Consider the following 15099-nt stretch of genomic DNA (forward strand, 5'->3'; position numbering starts at 1 on the left):
CAGCATGCCATCTTCCGAGCAAAGACGTTCTGGCGCACAGGTGGCGTTGCCGCGGCCTGTTGAACGCGCGCTGCACCGACTTGGGCAGGACATCTCGACTGCACGTCGTATGCGCCGATTGAGCCAGGAAGACCTGGCGCAGCGTATCGGCACGTCACTGAGTACCGTCAGACGCATGGAAGACGGTTATCCCGGCACAGCCTTGCACACCTTCCTGCGGGCGCTGCAGGTCCTCGGCCGTCTTGACGCTGTGGTCAATGTGATGGCAATGGAGAATGACGTGCTGGGGATGGAGCTGGTGCGGGAACTGTTGCCGCAACGGGTCCGGATGTCTCGCGGCAGCAAACTGCGAACTGATCGTCCCGCGACTACCAAAGAGCGCACCGCTGATGACGGCGATGAACTGGAGGGTTTTTGATGGCTATCAAGTCTTCCAAACGTCAGGATCTAGAAGTGCATCTGGGTTCAAGCGGCCAGGTCGTCGGGCGGCTTCATCTGGATAGCGGTAAGCGCAGCGCGTTCAGTTACGACGAGCGTTGGTTGCGGGATTCAAGATTCTTTACGCTATCGCCCGACCTGCTGCCGGTCTTGGGCGCTCAATATCCTCAGCAGGTATTCTTCCACGCGCTGGAGGACACTGCGCCGGACTCGTGGGGTGAACGCGTGATTCGGCGTGCGCATGCGAAGTTTCGGCAGCAAGATCGTGAGACGCCTGCGCTGGAGCTTGTCGATTTCTTGATGTGGGTGGATGACGAGGCCCGTGTCGGCGCGCTGCGTCTTTTTGATCCTCAAGCCAACGTCTATTTGCGCTCTGGCGGAGCGCATTGGCAGGTGCCGCCGTTGGTAGAGCTGAGCAAGGTTTTGCAAGCGGCCCACGCGTTGGAGAAGGGCACGGAGAGCACCCAGGACCTGCAATATCTGCTTGGGCTAGGTACCTCGCTGGGGGGAGCCCGGCCCAAGTCGACCGTTCGAGACACGGACGGTCGTCTGGCCTTGGGTAAGTTCCCTAGCCAGGCGGATCAGCGCGACGTCATTCGAGGCGAGGTATTGGCCATGCATCTTGCAGCCAAGGCGGGCATCAAAGTGGCAAGGGCGCGTGTGGAATTGATCAATGGGACGGCAGTCGCCATCATTCGTCGTTTCGACCGTACCGACGATGGCGGCCGTATTCCCTATATATCGGCTGCGACAATGCTGCAGTCTGATGGCCGTGGCTCGACGCATGCGTATACGGAACTGGTGGATGCCCTGCTGCAGGAGGGTGCCAACCCGATTGCCGACATGCACGAGTTGTGGCGCCGTTTGGTCTTCAATTTTCTGATCTGCAATACCGACGACCACTTGCGTAATACCGGGTTTTTGTATGACGCGCGCAACCATGGGTGGCGTCTGTCGCCGGCGTTCGACCTCAATCCGATGCCTGGCGATCGTCGCGAGAGCAAAACATGGTTGACCGAGGATTCCGGATCGATTGACAGCCGGGATATGCTGATGGAGGGCGCGGGTTACTTCAGATTGGATGCGGATGAAGCCGCTGCCATCTGGGCGGAGGTTGCTCAGGCCTTGGACAGCTGGCGCAGGGTGGCCAAGGGGTTGGGCATGCGGGGAACGGATTTAGTGGATTTTGAGCCAGCATTTGAATAGTTCCGGCACTGAAGAGGGGTTGGATGCTTACAATCCGTTCCCTATGCGCTATTCCGACTTCGATCATCGCCTTGCCACACTTGGCGCCCGGCCCGTCCATCGCGGCCGGGTCGTGCGCGTCTGGCTGAACGGGCAAGCGCTCGACACCGGCACGCGGCGGCGGCGCGCAGAGGACTTCCTGCCGCTGGCGCTGCGCGATGCGCTGCCCGCCTTGACGGCGGAACTGGATGGCCTTGCCCGTGTCCGCTCGGAACACGCCGGCAGTGACGGCTCGCGCTTGCTAGTTGAACTTTCAGACGGGCAGATGGTGGAAAGCGTGCTGCTGCCGCGTGACGGCCTTTGCGTTTCCACGCAAGTTGGCTGTGCGGTGGGCTGTCGTTTCTGCATGACGGGCAAGAGCGGGCTGATCCGTCAGGTCACCAGCATGGAGATCCTTGCCCAGGTCGTTCTGGCACGGCGCCAGAGCACCGTGAAGAAAGTCGTCTTCATGGGCATGGGAGAGCCGGCGCACAACCTGGAAAACGTGCTCGAAGCGATTGATCTGCTAGGCACTGAAGGCAATATCGGCCATAAGAACCTGGTGTTTTCCACCGTGGGCGATCTGCGTGTGTTCGAGGCCCTGCCGAAACAGCGGGTCAAGCCCGCGCTGGCGCTGTCGCTGCACACGACCAAGAACGAACTGCGTGAACACCTGCTGCCGCGTGCAGCGAGAATTTCGCCGGCAGCGCTTGTCGAACTAGGCGAAAGGTATGCCCGCGACACCGGATACCCCATCCAATACCAGTGGACACTGCTTAAGGGCGTCAACGACGGCGACGACGAACTCGACGCCGTCCTGCGCTTGCTAAAGGGCAAGTACTGCGTGTTGAACGTCATCCCTTTCAATAGTCTTGAAGGCGACGACTATCAACGCCCCGATCCCGAACGCATCCGCGAGATTGTCCATTACCTCCATCAACGCGGTTTATTGGCCAAGGTACGGAACAGCGCCGGGCAGGATGTAGACGGCGGCTGCGGCCAGCTTCGCGCCCGCGCCGTTGGCGCCGAACAGGTCGTGGCGCTGCGTCGCCAACGCACGCCAAAACCGATAGCGGCATAGAAAACGATGAATACGCCCCAGAATTCCCTGCCCGCCGCGCCGCCCTACGGATTGAGCGCGGGTGACACGCCGAAGAAGGTAAGCGTCCAGACCTTTGCGGACATGCGTGCCCGTGGCGAGAAAATCGCCATGCTGACCGCCTACGACGCGACGTTCGCGGCCGTGGCGGATGCGGCCGGCGTCGACACGCTGCTGGTGGGCGATTCGCTGGGCATGGTGTGCCAGGGAGGCAACGGGACGGTCGGGGTGTCGCTTGACGACATGGTTTATCACACCCAATGCGTGGCGGAGGGCGTCCGGCGCACCGGCGGTCGCGCGCTGATCGTGGCGGATCTTCCCTTTGGCAGCTATCAAGTCTCTAAAGAGCAGGCAATCGTTTCGGCGATGGCGCTGATGAGCGCCGGCGCGCAGATGGTCAAGCTTGAGGGCGGGGGATGGGTGGCGGACACGGCGCGATTCCTGGTGGAACGCGGCGTGCCGGTGTGCGGCCATCTGGGGCTGACGCCTCAGACGGTGTCGTCGCTTGGCGGCTTTCGCGTGCAAGGACGCACGGACGAGGGCGCGGCGCGCCTGCGCGAGGACAGCGCGGCGCTGGAAGCCGCCGGGGCCACGATGCTGGTGCTGGAAATGGTGCCGGCCGCGCTTGCCGCGGCCATCACTGCCGACCTGCCGGCTTGCGCCACCATCGGCATCGGCGCGGGCCGGGGCACGGCCGGGCAGGTGCTGGTCATGCACGACATGCTGGGCGTCAACCTTGGCCGGATGGCCAAATTCGTCCGTAACTTCATGGAAGGCAGCGACGGCGTCAAAGCCGCGATGGAAAGCTATGTGCGCGCGGTGAAGGACGGGTCGTTCCCGGATGACGCCAAGCACGCATGGTGAGGGTTTTCCGCCTTTTCAGGACGGCTCGCGATTGAGTTTGGCATGGCGGTATAGCGCGTCCCGATCCAGGACCGTCAATCCGCCGTAGTGCGTTTGGAGGACCCCGGCCCGGGCCAGTGTCACCAATGCCGTATTGCAGCGTTGCCGTGACACGCCGCACAGGCTTGCGATCTCTTCTTGCGATATCTTCAAGCGGCCGTTGGTGCCGGAATGCGCTTCGGCGTCCAGCTGCGCCGCGACGGCGCGCGCCACCGTGGTGTCGACGTCCAGCAGCACATTGCCGGTATAGGACGCCATTAGCCAGTTGACCCGCTGGGCCAGGTGCGTCATCAGCGCCTTGGTGAACTCGATATTGTTGTTCCACAGGCGCTCGCAGGTGTCGCGCGGCAAGATGACCACCCGGCTTGGCCGTAGCGCCACCACTTCGTATTCGAACCGTTCGCGGCGGATCATGGTGGCTTCGCCAAACCAGCTTCCGGTGCTGAAGCCGGCCAGCGACAGCGAGCGGCCGTCCGATCCCCGGGACGACCATTTCACCAGCCCTTCCACCACGCCATACCAGCCGGGCGACTTCGCGCCTTCGCGGAACAAGTATTCGCCCGTGCGCAGCGACACGATGCGCAGTTCCGCGCGGACAAGGCCGCGTTCAAGCTCCGGCAATCCGTTGTACCAGGGAACGACGTCCAGCATTTTGTCGACAGGGCATGGCGCCGGCCGACGTTTGGCGCCGGGCGATTCGTTGCCGGTACCGGTGGGCGGTCCGCGCATAGTGCTCCCTATTCAGCAGTGATGACCCCGCACAGGTAAACCCTAGGGCGCATTGTCAACTTGATGACTGTCCGCCTGAAGGGTCCAGTCCCAGAATAGTCGAGGCCCTAAGAGCCGAAAACCATAAGAGGAGACAGGTATGTTGTCAATGCCACGCAGGTTGTCCTGCGCCGCGCTTGCTTGCGGCGCGGCTATTACGTTCGGCGCGGGCGTTGCGCATGCGCAGATGTCCGACGACGTCGTGCGAATCGGATTCATCACCGATATGTCGGGCGTCTATTCCGGCCCCGATGGTCCTGGCGGCGCCGAGGCCATCAAGATGGCCATCGAGGAAATGGGCGGCGAGATCAATGGCAAGAAGATCGAGCTGCTGACGGCCGACCACCAGAACAAGGCGGACATCGCGTCGGCCAAGGCGCGCGAGTGGTTCGACCAGAAAGGCCTGGACATGCTGATCGGCGGCACCAATTCCAGCACGGCGCTTGCCATGTCGAAGGTGGCGGCCGACAAAAAGAAGCCGATCATCGTGGTGGGCGCGGGCGCACCGGCGCTGACGAACGAGCAGTGCACGCCCTATACCCTGAACTATGCCTATGACACGGTTGCGCAGGCGCGCGGCACGGGCGCCGCGGTGGTCAAGGCGGGCGGCAAGACCTGGTACTTCCTGACGGCCGACTACGCTTTCGGCAATGCGCTGCAGGCCGATACCACGAAGGTGGTCGAGGCGGGCGGCGGCAAGGTGGTGGGGTCGGTCAAGCATCCGCTGGCCTCCAGCGACTTTTCGTCCTTTTTGCTGCAGGCGCAAAGCAGCAAGGCGGAAATCCTGGCCTTGGCGAACGCCGGCGCCGACGCGACCAACGCCATCAAGGCCGCCAACGAATTCGGCATCACGAAGACGATGCGGCTGGCTGGCCTGATCATGTTCATCAATGACATCCATGCCATGGGGTTGGACGCGGCGCGGGGGCTGTACCTGACCGACAGCTGGTACTGGAACACGTCGGACGAGACGCGCGCCTGGGGCCAGAAGTTCTTCGAGCGGCGCAAGGCCATGCCGTCGTCGCTGCAGGCGGCGGACTATTCTGCTGCGTTGCAGTATCTGCGCGCCGTCAAGGCAACCGGCACCGACGACGCCGACCGCGTGCTGGCGCATATGCGCGAAAACAAGCTGAACGACCTGTACATCAAGAACGGCGTCGTCCGTCCCGACGGACGGGTGGTGCATGACATGTACTTGCTGCAGGTCAAGACCCCCGCGCAATCGAAAGCGCCTTGGGACTACTTCAACGTGGTGCAGACCATCGACGGCAACGAGGCCTTCACGACCAAGGCGGAAAGCCGCTGCGCGCTGTGGAAGTAAGGAGAATCGCATGTCTAAACGCAAAGTGATCGTGACCATCGCCCCGACCGGGGGCATGGCGCTGAAAAGCCAGAACCCGCATCTGCCGACGCAGCCCGCGGAAATCGCCGAAGACGTCTACCGCTGCTACAACGCCGGGGCCAGTGTGGTGGCCCTGCACGCGCGCCGGCCCGACGATCTGGCCACCTGCAACGCCGACATCTATCGCGACATGAACCGGCGCATCCGCGACCGTTGCGACATTGTCCTGAACAACTCCACGGGCGGGGGCGTGCATGGCGACATGGTGAAGGAAACGTCGCCGGGCACCTGGGAAATCCTGTGGGAAGAGCGCCTGAAGGGCATGGACGCCGGCGCCGAGATGTGCACGCTTGACGCAACCACGCTGAATCTGGCGTTTGGCGACCGTGAATACCTGATGAACACGCCGCTGACCCGTGCGCGCGAGATGGCGGCTGCCATGCAGGCACGCGGCATCAAGCCCGAGTGGGAAGTGTTCAGCCCGACGCATATCCTGCAGGACGCGACGACCCTCATTAACGAGGGCCTGGACGAAGCGCCGCATTTCATTAATCTGGTGATGAACGTGCACCGGAATTTCCAGAACGCCATGCCGTTTTCGCCCCGGCATCTGCAGATGATGGTCGACCTGCTGCCGAAGAACAGCATTTTCTGCGTCAGCGGCATCGGACCGGCGCAGCTTGAGGCCAACATCAGCGCGCTGCTGCTGGGCGGGCATGCGCGGGTGGGGCTGGAAGACAATCTGTATTACCGCCATGGGGAGTTGGCCACCAACGTCCAGCTGACCGAACGCATTGTCCGCATCATCCGTGAAATGGACATGGAGCCCGCGACCCCCGCTGAAGCGCGTGAGCTGCTAGGCCTGCCGCTGCAAAGCGGCGTGCGGCCGGCGTTCGCGCTCTGATCCGGCTTCCGACCCTTTATCGATAAAGCGACATGATCGAATCCCTGAAAGGCAAGCGCGTCCTGATTACCGCCGGCGCGCATGGCATCGGCCTGGCCATCGCGCGCAAATTGCTGCAGGCAGGCGCCGACGTGCATATCTGCGATGTGGACGCCGACGCCTGCCGGGCTGCCCGCGACGCGCACCCGGCCTTAAGCGCCAGCGTGACCGACGTCTCCGACGAGGCCCAAGTGCTGGCCATGTTTGAAGACGTGGCCGGGCGGTGGGGCAAGCTGGATGCGCTGATCAACAATGCGGGCGTATCCGGTCCCACGAGCCGGCTTGAGGACACGGCGCTGGAAGCCTGGCGGACCACACTGGAAGTGAACCTGACCGGGACGTTCCTGTGCGCCCGCAGCGCGGTGCCGTTGCTGCGAGCGGCGGGGGGCGGATCCATCGTCAATATCTCGTCGGTGGCAGGCCGCCTGGGGTTTTCATTGCGCACGCCGTACAGCGCTAGCAAATTCGGCTTGGCTGGCTTGACGCAGACCTGGGCGATGGAATTGGGCCCCGACGGCATCCGGGTGAATTCCGTGTTGCCGGGCGTGGTGGCAGGCGACCGCGTCGAGCGCGTGATCGCCGCGCGCGCGGCGGCCGGCGGCGTCAGCAATGACGAGATGCGCATGCAGTTGGTCGAGAAAGTGTCGCTGCGCCGCATGACCCAGCCCGAGGATGTGGCGAACCAGGTGGCGTTCCTGTGTTCGGACGACGGCGCGATGATCAGCGGGCAGAGTATTTCGGTGTGCGGCAACGTGGAGCACCTGGGGTAAGACGCGCAGGGAAGTGCCCGGCCACCGGATAGAATGGTCTGCTTTCACGGCAACGATTCTTCTGGCGACCAGACCGCATGACCCGGGCATTCGAACTTGAAACGTTGAAGATCCGCATGAAAGATGCGGATCTTCAACGTTTGGACCTGCATCAACGCATCCAGCGGGCGCTGCGCGCCTTGATCCTGGACGGCGCCCTGGACCCGGGCGTGAAATTGCCAGCCACGCGCGCCATGGCGGCGTCGTTGGGCGTGGCGCGCGACACGGTCGAGAACGCCTACGTGCAGTTGCACCGCGACGGCTACATTGTCCGGCGCGAAGGGTCGGGCAGTTATGTCTCCGACACCGTCGGCGCCGAATTGCGCGGGGCGGCGGCGCGGCGTATCCGGCTTGCCGACGACAGGCGCGGCCTGGCCGAACCTGGCGCGGGCCTGAGCCGCCGGGGCAAGATGATTTTCGATAGCGGCGGCGTCAGCGATCAGCGCGCGGTCCAGGCTTTTGCCACCGGGCTGCCAGAGACCCGCACGTTTCCGACCGAGGTCTGGGAGCGCTTGCAGCGCCAGGCGCTGAAAGACCATCGCGATCAGGTGTTGCTGCATGGCGACCCCCAAGGCGCCGCGCCCCTACGCAAGGCGATCGCGTCGTATCTGAACCTGGAGCGGGGCGCCAAGGTGTCGCCCGACCAGATCCTGGTGCTGAGCAGCACGCGGCAGGCCCTGTTTCTGTGCGCGCAGTTGCTGGTGGATGCCGGCAAGCCGATCTTATTGGAGAATCCGGGCTACTTCGGCGCCAAGAAAGCGTTCGAGTCCGCCGAAGCCAGGATCGTGCCCATTGATGTCGATGCCCAGGGCATCCGCACGGACCTGTTGCGCGCGGACCGCAGCGGCGCCAACTGCGTGTATGTGACGCCTTCGCACCAGTACCCCACGGGCGCCACCCTGTCGCTGGCGCGGCGGCTGGAGCTGACCCGTTGGGCGGCCGAGAACGGCAAGTGGATCATCGAAGACGATTACGACAGCGAATTCCACTACGACGGTTTGCCGACCGCCTGCGTCCAGGGTCTGGACAAGTACCAGCGCACGCTTTACATCGGCACCTTCAGCAAGACGCTTTATCCCGGACTGCGGATGGGGTACATGGCGCTGCCCAGCGAACTGGTCAGCGCCTTCGCCTATGCGCGCAGCATCCTGGACGGACATACGCCGCAGATTCTGCAACTGACGCTGGCGCGCTTCATGGAAGATGGGCACTACAACGCCCATATCCGCGCCATGCGCAAGCTGTATGCCACGCGTCGCGACGCCATGTTGCACGCGCTGGACACGCACATGGCTGGCATTGTTGCCGCCGTGCGGCCAGAGGGCGGGCTGCAAATTCCCTGCTTGCTTCTGCGCGGCTGGTCCGAGGAAAAGACGATCCGGCAGGCGGCGGGCGCGGGCCTGCTGCTGCCGGGACTTAGCCGGCTCTATGCCGGGGCGGACAAGCAGCAGGGTTGGATACTGGGCTATTCCTCGCTGACCGAGCACGAGATCGACACCGCCATGCGCCGGCTGTCGCTTGCGCTAACAAGACGGTAGCCGCCCACGGGCTTAGGGCTTGGCGGCGCTGCCGATCAGCGCGCGGCTGCCGCCGTGCATCAACAGGTGGGCCGTCAGCCCAGCGACCAGCCCCCAGAACGCGCCGCCCACGCCCAGCAGCGTGACGTTTGCGGCCGTGGCCAGGAAGGTGATCAATGCGGTCTCGCGGGTGCGGGCGTCGGCCATGGCGTTGGCCAGGCTGCCGCCGATGGCGCCCAGCAGCGCCAGCCCTGCCAACGTCGTGATGAAGGCCTTGGGCAACACCATGAACAAGGTCGCCAGCGTAACGCCGAAGGTGCCCACCAGGATGTAGAACACGCCGCAGGCCAGCCCCGCCAGGTAGCGTTTGCGCGGGTCTTCGTGCGCGTCGGGGCCGGTGCAGATCGCGGCGGTGATGGCCGCCACGTTAAAGGCGTGCGCGCCGAACGGGGCCATGATCAGCGAACCCAGGCCAGTGACGGTCAGGATCGGGTTGGCGCTGGTTCGGTAGCCGTCGTTGCGCAGCACCAGCATGCCGGGCATGTACTGGCCCGTCAGCGTGATCACGAACAACGGCAGCGCCACGCCCAGTAGCGCTTGCAGCGAAAACCGGGGCATTTCGAAGACGGGCGCGGCAAGGCTCAGATGCACGGCCGCGAAGTCGATGCGGTCCTGCGCGATCAACATGGCGACGCCGATGAGCAGAATGCCGACGACGGCGAAACGCGACGTATAGCGCTTAAGCAACGCATACGAGACCACCAGCACGATCACCAACGCCGGGTCGACGCTGGCGCCGCCGAAAGCACTGACTCCGAATTGCAGCAGGATGCCAGCCAGCAGCCCGGCCGCGATGCCGCCAGGAATCTTGCGCACCAGCTTTTCAAACGCGCCGGACAGGCCCAGCACGACAAAGCCCAGGGCGGACACGACATAGGCGCCGATGACCTCGCCATAAGGCGTGAACGGCATGACGGTGGCCAGGAAGGCCACGCCGGGCGTCGACCACGCCGTGATGATCGGCGCCTTGTATCGGAAGCTGAGCAGGGCGCCGGTGACGCCAACCCCGATGGAAACGGCCCAGACCCACGATGCCGTCTGGGCGGGCGTCAGCCGGGCCAGCTCGGCGGCCTGGAACACCAGCACGAAGGTCCCGCCGTAATTGACCAGCACCGAGATCAGGGCGGCCACGGTCGGGGAAAAAAAGTCGGCGGGTCGAAGGCGAGCCGGCGGTGTCGTCATGAATCACTCCACATTGCATAGGGCCCCAGGCGCGCTCGGGGGAAGGCGCAAAGTGTAAGAGTGATGTGGACTGTATATTCAGGCCGCTTTAGGGTTTATTGGCAGACCACTCCGGGGCGCGGCGATCGTATCGGGGTTGCCCGGGGGCCTGGTATAGGCCCCGTCGGGGGTGACGCGTCCGTCGGTTATTCGTGAAAAACCGGGTGTTCGGCCCGGGGGCTTTTCCATAAACTACTGGACCGTCCCCGGTATCGACGCCGGATAACGATCCCCATAACGAGAACGCCATGAGACAGTTTCTTCCCACCCTGGGCGCCGCCCTGGTCTTGTCACTGGGCGCGCACGCCGCGTTGGCCCAGCAAGCGCCCGCTGCCGCGCCGGCCGCCGCCACTGCCGTGCCCCGGGACCCTTTCTTCTGGCTGGGGGAAATCAACAAAGCCACCGCCGTCATCAACACCGATGAAGGCCTGCTGGACAAGTCCATCGCGCCGCGTCTGGCGGTCGGGGTCGCCAAGGTGATCAGCGACGGCAATCAGCCGGGCGCCAAGCGTCCCGCCAGCGTTATCACCTTTGAACCGTTGCTGATCAAGGCGGCGGGCGAAGATGTGACGTTGCTGCACGCGGGCCGGTCCAGCCAGGACATGCACGCGACCTACCGCAGCGCCATCCTGCGCGACAAACTGCTGGACCTGGCCGACCAGTTGAACAAGACGTCCACCACGCTGGTCGAACTGGCCGCCAAGCACGCCGGCACGATCGTGCCGAACTACACCAATGGTGTCGCCGCGCAGCCCAACAGCTACGGCCACTATCTGCTGGGCCAGGCCGCCGGCCTGGCGCGCGACGCGCAGCGCATCCGCGAAGCCTATGTCCGCATCGACCGTTCACCCATGGGCACGACGGTGCTGAACGGCACCAGTTGGCCGCTGGACCGCAAGCGCATGGCGCAATATCTGGGCTTCGAGGCCCTGGTCGACAATGCCTACGACGCCTCTCAGATCTCGTCCATGGACCAGCCCGTGGAGGTGGCGTCGATCGTGACCAGCATCGCGCTGCGCACCGGCAACTTCGTCGAAGACGTCATGACGCAGTACGCGCAGTCGCGCCCCTGGATCCTGCTGGAAGAGGGGGGCGGCAATACCTACGTGTCCAGCGCCATGCCGCAAAAGCGCAACCCCGGCCTGTTGAACGACACCCGCAGCGACGCGTCGACCGCCGTGACGCTGGCGATGGGGCCCGTAATCCAGACGCACAACATCACGCCGGGCATGAGCGATCCGAAGGACGTGAAGCAGAACTCGGCGATGGTCGATAGCGGCATCTCGGCGCTGAAGCGTTGGGACCGTGTGCTGAAGGCCATGGTCATCAGCCCCGAGCGCGCGCTTGAAGAACTGAACAGCGACTGGACCGCCTCGCAGGAATTGGCCGACGTGCTGATGCGCAAGTACAAGCTGCCGTTCCGCGACGGTCACCACTTTGCGTCTGAGGTCGTGACCTACGCCAAGGCCAACAATATCAAGCCGCTGGATTTCCCGTATGAGCAGGCCCGGCGCATCTATGCCGACGCCATGAAAGACTCGAAGTACGGCAACGAGCTGCCGATGAGCGAAGCCGAATTCCGTTCGACGCTGGACCCGGTGGCCATCGTGAAGAACCGCGCCACCAGCGGCGGCCCCCAGCCTGCGGAAATGGACCGCATGCTGAAGAGCGCGCGTGAGCAATTGGCGTCGCAGGGAAAGTGGATCAAGGAACGCCGCGATCACATCGACAAGTCGCTGGCCGCGCTGGACAAGCAGTTCGACGCCTTGGCGGCTAGCGCTCCGAAAGATAAGTAAGCGTGTGCGGGCGCGGTCAGCCGACGGCGTCCAGCACGCACCCGCGCAGCCACCGATGGGCGGCATCGCCGTCCATGCGCGGATGCCACAGCATCGACACCGTGAACGCCGGCATCGCGAAGGGTAGCGGGAAGGTATGCATGCCTGCCCGCAGGCTGCCGGTATGCCGCTCGGGCACGGTAGCGATCAGGTCGGACCCGCGCGCCAGCGCCAGCGCCGTCGAAAATCCCCCGGCGATGGCGGTGATTGCGCGTTCGCGGCCGTGCGAGGCCAGTGCGTCGTCCACCGGCCCTTTTTGCAGGTTGCGGCGGGATACAAGGATGTGTCGCGCGGACGCATAACGGGCAAGCGTGACCTTGCCTTGGCTGAGCGGGTGCCCGGCACGCATGACGCCCACGAAGCGGTCCTGGAACAGTGCCCGCGTGCGCAGTTCGGGGCTGGCTGTGTCGCCGACGATGCCCGTTTCCAGATCCACGGCGCCTTCGCGCAGCGGCGCGCTGTCCTTGTCGGTCTTCTGCACGAAGCGCAGCCGCACACCAGGCGCGTCGACGCTGGCGCGGGCCAGCAGGGCCGGGCCGAAATTCTCGGCGAACCCGTCGCTGGCGCGCAGCGTGAAGGTGCGCGCCAATTGCATCAGATCAAGCTGCGCAGCCGGGCGCAGCACCGCTTCCACGTCTTGCACCAGCACGCGGACGCGATCGCGCAATTCCAGCGCGCGAGGCGTGGGCACCAGGCCTCGGCCGGCACGTACCAGCAGCGGGTCGCCGGTGGTTTCACGTAACCGGGCTAGCGCCCGGCTCATGGCGGATGGGCTTAAACGCAAGCGTCGGGCGGCGCGCGCGACGCTGCCTTCGGCCAGCAGCACGTCAAGGGTGGTCAGCAGATTGAGGTCGGGGGTTGCCATGCCGCAAACGTAGCACGGTTGGCGCGTCGTGGTGGATGTTGATAGCGCGTCTGGTGCAGGTATTTAGTGCAAATGCTGCGTCTTCCGCCAGGTGCGCGGCAAGCCTAGGATGTGCGCAGGGCGTCGCGTCGGCGCCTGAAATCCTTGCAGGCCAGCCTATGCGTACCGCAGCTCCGTCCATTCCCCCGTCCCGTCCCTCTGTGCCCCTGCTGGCTTGCCTGTCGGTGTCGATGTTGCTGCCGGCGCTGGGCACCAGCATCGCCAATGTTGCGCTGCCCGCCTTGGCAGAGGCCTTCAATGCGCCGTTCCAGGCGGTGCAGTGGATCGTGCTGGCGTATCTGCTGGCGATCACCACGCTGATCGTCAGCGTGGGTCGGTTAGGCGACTTGGCCGGCCGTCGTCGGCTGATGCTGGCGGGAATCGGGCTGTTCACGGTGGGGTCGGCGCTGTGTGGCGCCGCGCCATGGCTTGGCGGATTGATTGCCGCGCGTGCCGTCCAAGGGTTGGGCGCGGCAATCATGATGGCATTGACGCTGGCGTTCGCCAGCGAGGCCGCGCCAAAAGAAAAGACCGGCAGCGTGATGGGCCTGCTGGGAACGATGTCGGCGATTGGCACGGCGCTGGGGCCCGCGCTGGGCGGCATGCTGGTTGCCGGGGCGGGCTGGCCGTCGATCTTCCTCATCAATCTGCCGTTGGGCGCGCTGGCGTTCGGGCTGGCGTGGTTTCACCTTCCGCCGGATCCGCGGACGCCGGCAACGCCCCGCGCGCGCTTCGATTCACTGGGATCGTTGCTGCTGGCCACAAGCATCGCGGCGTATGCGCTGGCGATGACCCGCGCGGGAAGCGGTTTCGATGCGATAAGCGGCGCGCTGTTGGCGCTTGCCGTGGCGGCGGCCGCGGCATTTGTGCGGTCGCAGGCCCGCTCGGCATCGCCGCTGATCGGGCTGGCGCTGTTTCGCCGCCCCGTGCTGAGCGCGGGCGTGGCGGCGAACGGGCTGGTTTCCACGGTCATGATGACGACGCTGGTCGTTGGGCCGTTCTACCTTGCAGGCGGGTTGGGGTTGGAGGCGGCGCAGGTGGGGCTTGCGATGTCCTGCGGGCCGATCGTGGCCGCGCTGGCGGGCGTGCCGGCGGGCAGGGCCGTGGACCGCTACGGCGCCCAGCGCGTGATGGGCGCCGCCTTGGTCGCCATGGCGGCGGGGGCAGTCGGTCTGTCGCTGGCGCCCGTGGCGTTCGGCGTGATCGGTTACGTGGCGCCGTTGGTGGTGATCACGGCAGGCTACGCCCTCTTCCAGGCCGCGAACAGCAGTGCGGTGATGACGGAAGCCGGCTCCGCGCAGCGCGGCGCGCTCTCGGGCCTGCTGAACTTGTCGCGCAATCTGGGATTCATCACCGGCGCATCGCTGATGGGGGCGGTATTCGCCTGGGCGTCGGGGGCGGGCGACTTGCGGGTTGCACCGCCCGCCGCGCTGGCGACGGGGATGAGCTGGACGTATGGCCTGGCGGCGGCGTTGCTCTTGCTGGCGTGGGTCATCGCCGCGGTGGGGCGAAAGCAAAGCGGGGCTGCGACGGCCTGACCGGCGCGAATCCGCCCGCAGCGCGGCCCGTTACTCCGCCTTCAAGCCCGCCTGGACGATCAACGGTTGCCACTTCAGCCGTTCGCTGCGCGAAAACGCGGTCAGCTCCGCGGGGGTGCCGCCGCCGGGTTCATGGCCCAGTTCCAACAGGCGTTGCCGCACCTCGGGACGCGCCAGGATCTTCACCAGTTCGGCGTTCAGCCGCTGCACGATGGCGGGCGGAGTGCCCTTGGGCACGTACAAGCCATTCCAGCGCCGGGACGGCTACAGCATGGACCGGAACAACTACATCAACGGCGTCGTCGTGATCGCGGCGCCAGTGCTGAACAGCCAGAACCGCATGACGCATTCGCTGGTTGCGGCGGGGCTGGCCGAACAACTCGACGATGCCCGCGCCCACGCATTAGCCAAGGACCTGCAGGCCGAAGCGCATACGCTGTCGCAATTGCTGTCCGCGCGGAGCTGATCCGGCGGGCGCGGCCCTGCGGTCCAACCCGG

General features: G+C 65.1%; 15 protein-coding genes. 11 read left to right on the top strand and 4 right to left on the bottom strand.

Features of this window, described 5'->3' with window-relative positions; translation table 11 throughout:
* Positions 1–4: 4 nt before the first annotated feature.
* From ACI0FO_RS14770 to panB, 4 genes are read left to right on the top strand one after another with little or no spacing between them, the layout of a single operon-like run.
* A complete protein-coding gene (locus ACI0FO_RS14770; RefSeq protein ID WP_416027714.1) occupies positions 5–418 on the top strand; it encodes a helix-turn-helix domain-containing protein in 414 nt (137 codons plus the stop codon).
* Complete coding sequence (locus ACI0FO_RS14775; protein ID WP_416027716.1) at positions 418–1644, top strand: type II toxin-antitoxin system HipA family toxin; 1227 nt, start codon at positions 418–420, stop codon at positions 1642–1644. The genes ACI0FO_RS14770 and ACI0FO_RS14775 overlap by 1 nt, the downstream gene beginning before the upstream one ends.
* A gap of 43 nt (positions 1645–1687) precedes the next feature.
* Positions 1688–2743: an RNA methyltransferase gene (locus tag ACI0FO_RS14780; protein WP_416027718.1), complete on the top strand. Its 1056-nt coding sequence runs from the start codon at positions 1688–1690 to the stop codon at positions 2741–2743.
* Positions 2744–2749: 6 nt separating this feature from the next.
* A complete protein-coding gene (gene panB, locus ACI0FO_RS14785) occupies positions 2750–3625 on the top strand; it encodes a 3-methyl-2-oxobutanoate hydroxymethyltransferase (protein ID WP_416027720.1) in 876 nt (291 codons plus the stop codon).
* Positions 3626–3640: 15 nt separating this feature from the next.
* Here panB and ACI0FO_RS14790 read toward each other — a convergent pair whose 3' ends face one another.
* Positions 3641–4315 (bottom strand): Crp/Fnr family transcriptional regulator, encoded by a 675-nt coding sequence (locus tag ACI0FO_RS14790; RefSeq protein WP_105557078.1) that lies wholly within the window; start codon positions 4313–4315, stop codon positions 3641–3643.
* A gap of 226 nt (positions 4316–4541) precedes the next feature.
* Between ACI0FO_RS14790 and ACI0FO_RS14795 the strand changes: the two genes are divergently transcribed.
* The 4 genes from ACI0FO_RS14795 to ACI0FO_RS14810 all read left to right on the top strand — a co-directional run bounded on the left by ACI0FO_RS14795 (position 4542) and on the right by ACI0FO_RS14810 (position 9064).
* Positions 4542–5753, top strand: coding sequence for an ABC transporter substrate-binding protein (locus tag ACI0FO_RS14795; RefSeq protein WP_416028101.1), 1212 nt, complete (start codon positions 4542–4544; stop codon positions 5751–5753).
* 10 nt (positions 5754–5763) lie between these two features.
* The gene (locus ACI0FO_RS14800; RefSeq protein WP_416027722.1) at positions 5764–6678 is read left to right on the top strand and encodes a 3-keto-5-aminohexanoate cleavage protein; all 915 of its coding nucleotides are present in this window, start codon (positions 5764–5766) and stop codon (positions 6676–6678) included.
* A gap of 32 nt (positions 6679–6710) precedes the next feature.
* Positions 6711–7487, top strand: a complete 777-nt coding sequence (locus ACI0FO_RS14805; RefSeq protein ID WP_416027724.1) for an SDR family oxidoreductase — start codon at positions 6711–6713, stop codon at positions 7485–7487.
* A gap of 77 nt (positions 7488–7564) precedes the next feature.
* The gene (locus ACI0FO_RS14810; RefSeq protein ID WP_416027726.1) at positions 7565–9064 is read left to right on the top strand and encodes a PLP-dependent aminotransferase family protein; all 1500 of its coding nucleotides are present in this window, start codon (positions 7565–7567) and stop codon (positions 9062–9064) included.
* A 12-nt stretch (positions 9065–9076) separates the two neighbouring features.
* Here the strand turns inward: ACI0FO_RS14810 and ACI0FO_RS14815 are convergent, their stop codons facing one another.
* A complete protein-coding gene (locus ACI0FO_RS14815; RefSeq protein WP_416027728.1) occupies positions 9077–10285 on the bottom strand; it encodes a benzoate/H(+) symporter BenE family transporter in 1209 nt (402 codons plus the stop codon).
* A gap of 287 nt (positions 10286–10572) precedes the next feature.
* Here ACI0FO_RS14815 and ACI0FO_RS14820 point away from each other — a divergent pair, with 287 nt between their 5' ends.
* Complete coding sequence (locus ACI0FO_RS14820; protein ID WP_416027730.1) at positions 10573–12120, top strand: argininosuccinate lyase; 1548 nt, start codon at positions 10573–10575, stop codon at positions 12118–12120.
* A 16-nt stretch (positions 12121–12136) separates the two neighbouring features.
* On the opposite strand, the gene ACI0FO_RS14825 is transcribed toward ACI0FO_RS14820, so the two are convergent.
* The gene (locus ACI0FO_RS14825) at positions 12137–13024 is read right to left on the bottom strand and encodes a LysR family transcriptional regulator (RefSeq protein WP_416027732.1); all 888 of its coding nucleotides are present in this window, start codon (positions 13022–13024) and stop codon (positions 12137–12139) included.
* 158 nt (positions 13025–13182) lie between these two features.
* On the opposite strand from ACI0FO_RS14825, the gene ACI0FO_RS14830 reads away from it, so the two are divergent.
* Complete coding sequence (locus ACI0FO_RS14830) at positions 13183–14601, top strand: MFS transporter (protein ID WP_416027734.1); 1419 nt, start codon at positions 13183–13185, stop codon at positions 14599–14601.
* 30 nt (positions 14602–14631) lie between these two features.
* On the opposite strand, the gene ACI0FO_RS14835 is transcribed toward ACI0FO_RS14830, so the two are convergent.
* Positions 14632–14838 (bottom strand): hypothetical protein, encoded by a 207-nt coding sequence (locus tag ACI0FO_RS14835; RefSeq protein WP_416027736.1) that lies wholly within the window; start codon positions 14836–14838, stop codon positions 14632–14634.
* Here ACI0FO_RS14835 and ACI0FO_RS14840 point away from each other — a divergent pair.
* Entirely contained in the window at positions 14831–15067 is a 237-nt protein-coding gene (locus ACI0FO_RS14840; RefSeq protein WP_416027738.1) for an IclR family transcriptional regulator domain-containing protein, read from the top strand. The genes ACI0FO_RS14835 and ACI0FO_RS14840 overlap by 8 nt on opposite strands.
* The last annotated feature ends 32 nt before the right edge of the window (positions 15068–15099 follow it).

This window comes from Achromobacter marplatensis (assembly GCF_049060505.1).
GTDB lineage: Bacteria > Pseudomonadota > Gammaproteobacteria > Burkholderiales > Burkholderiaceae_B > Achromobacter > Achromobacter marplatensis_A.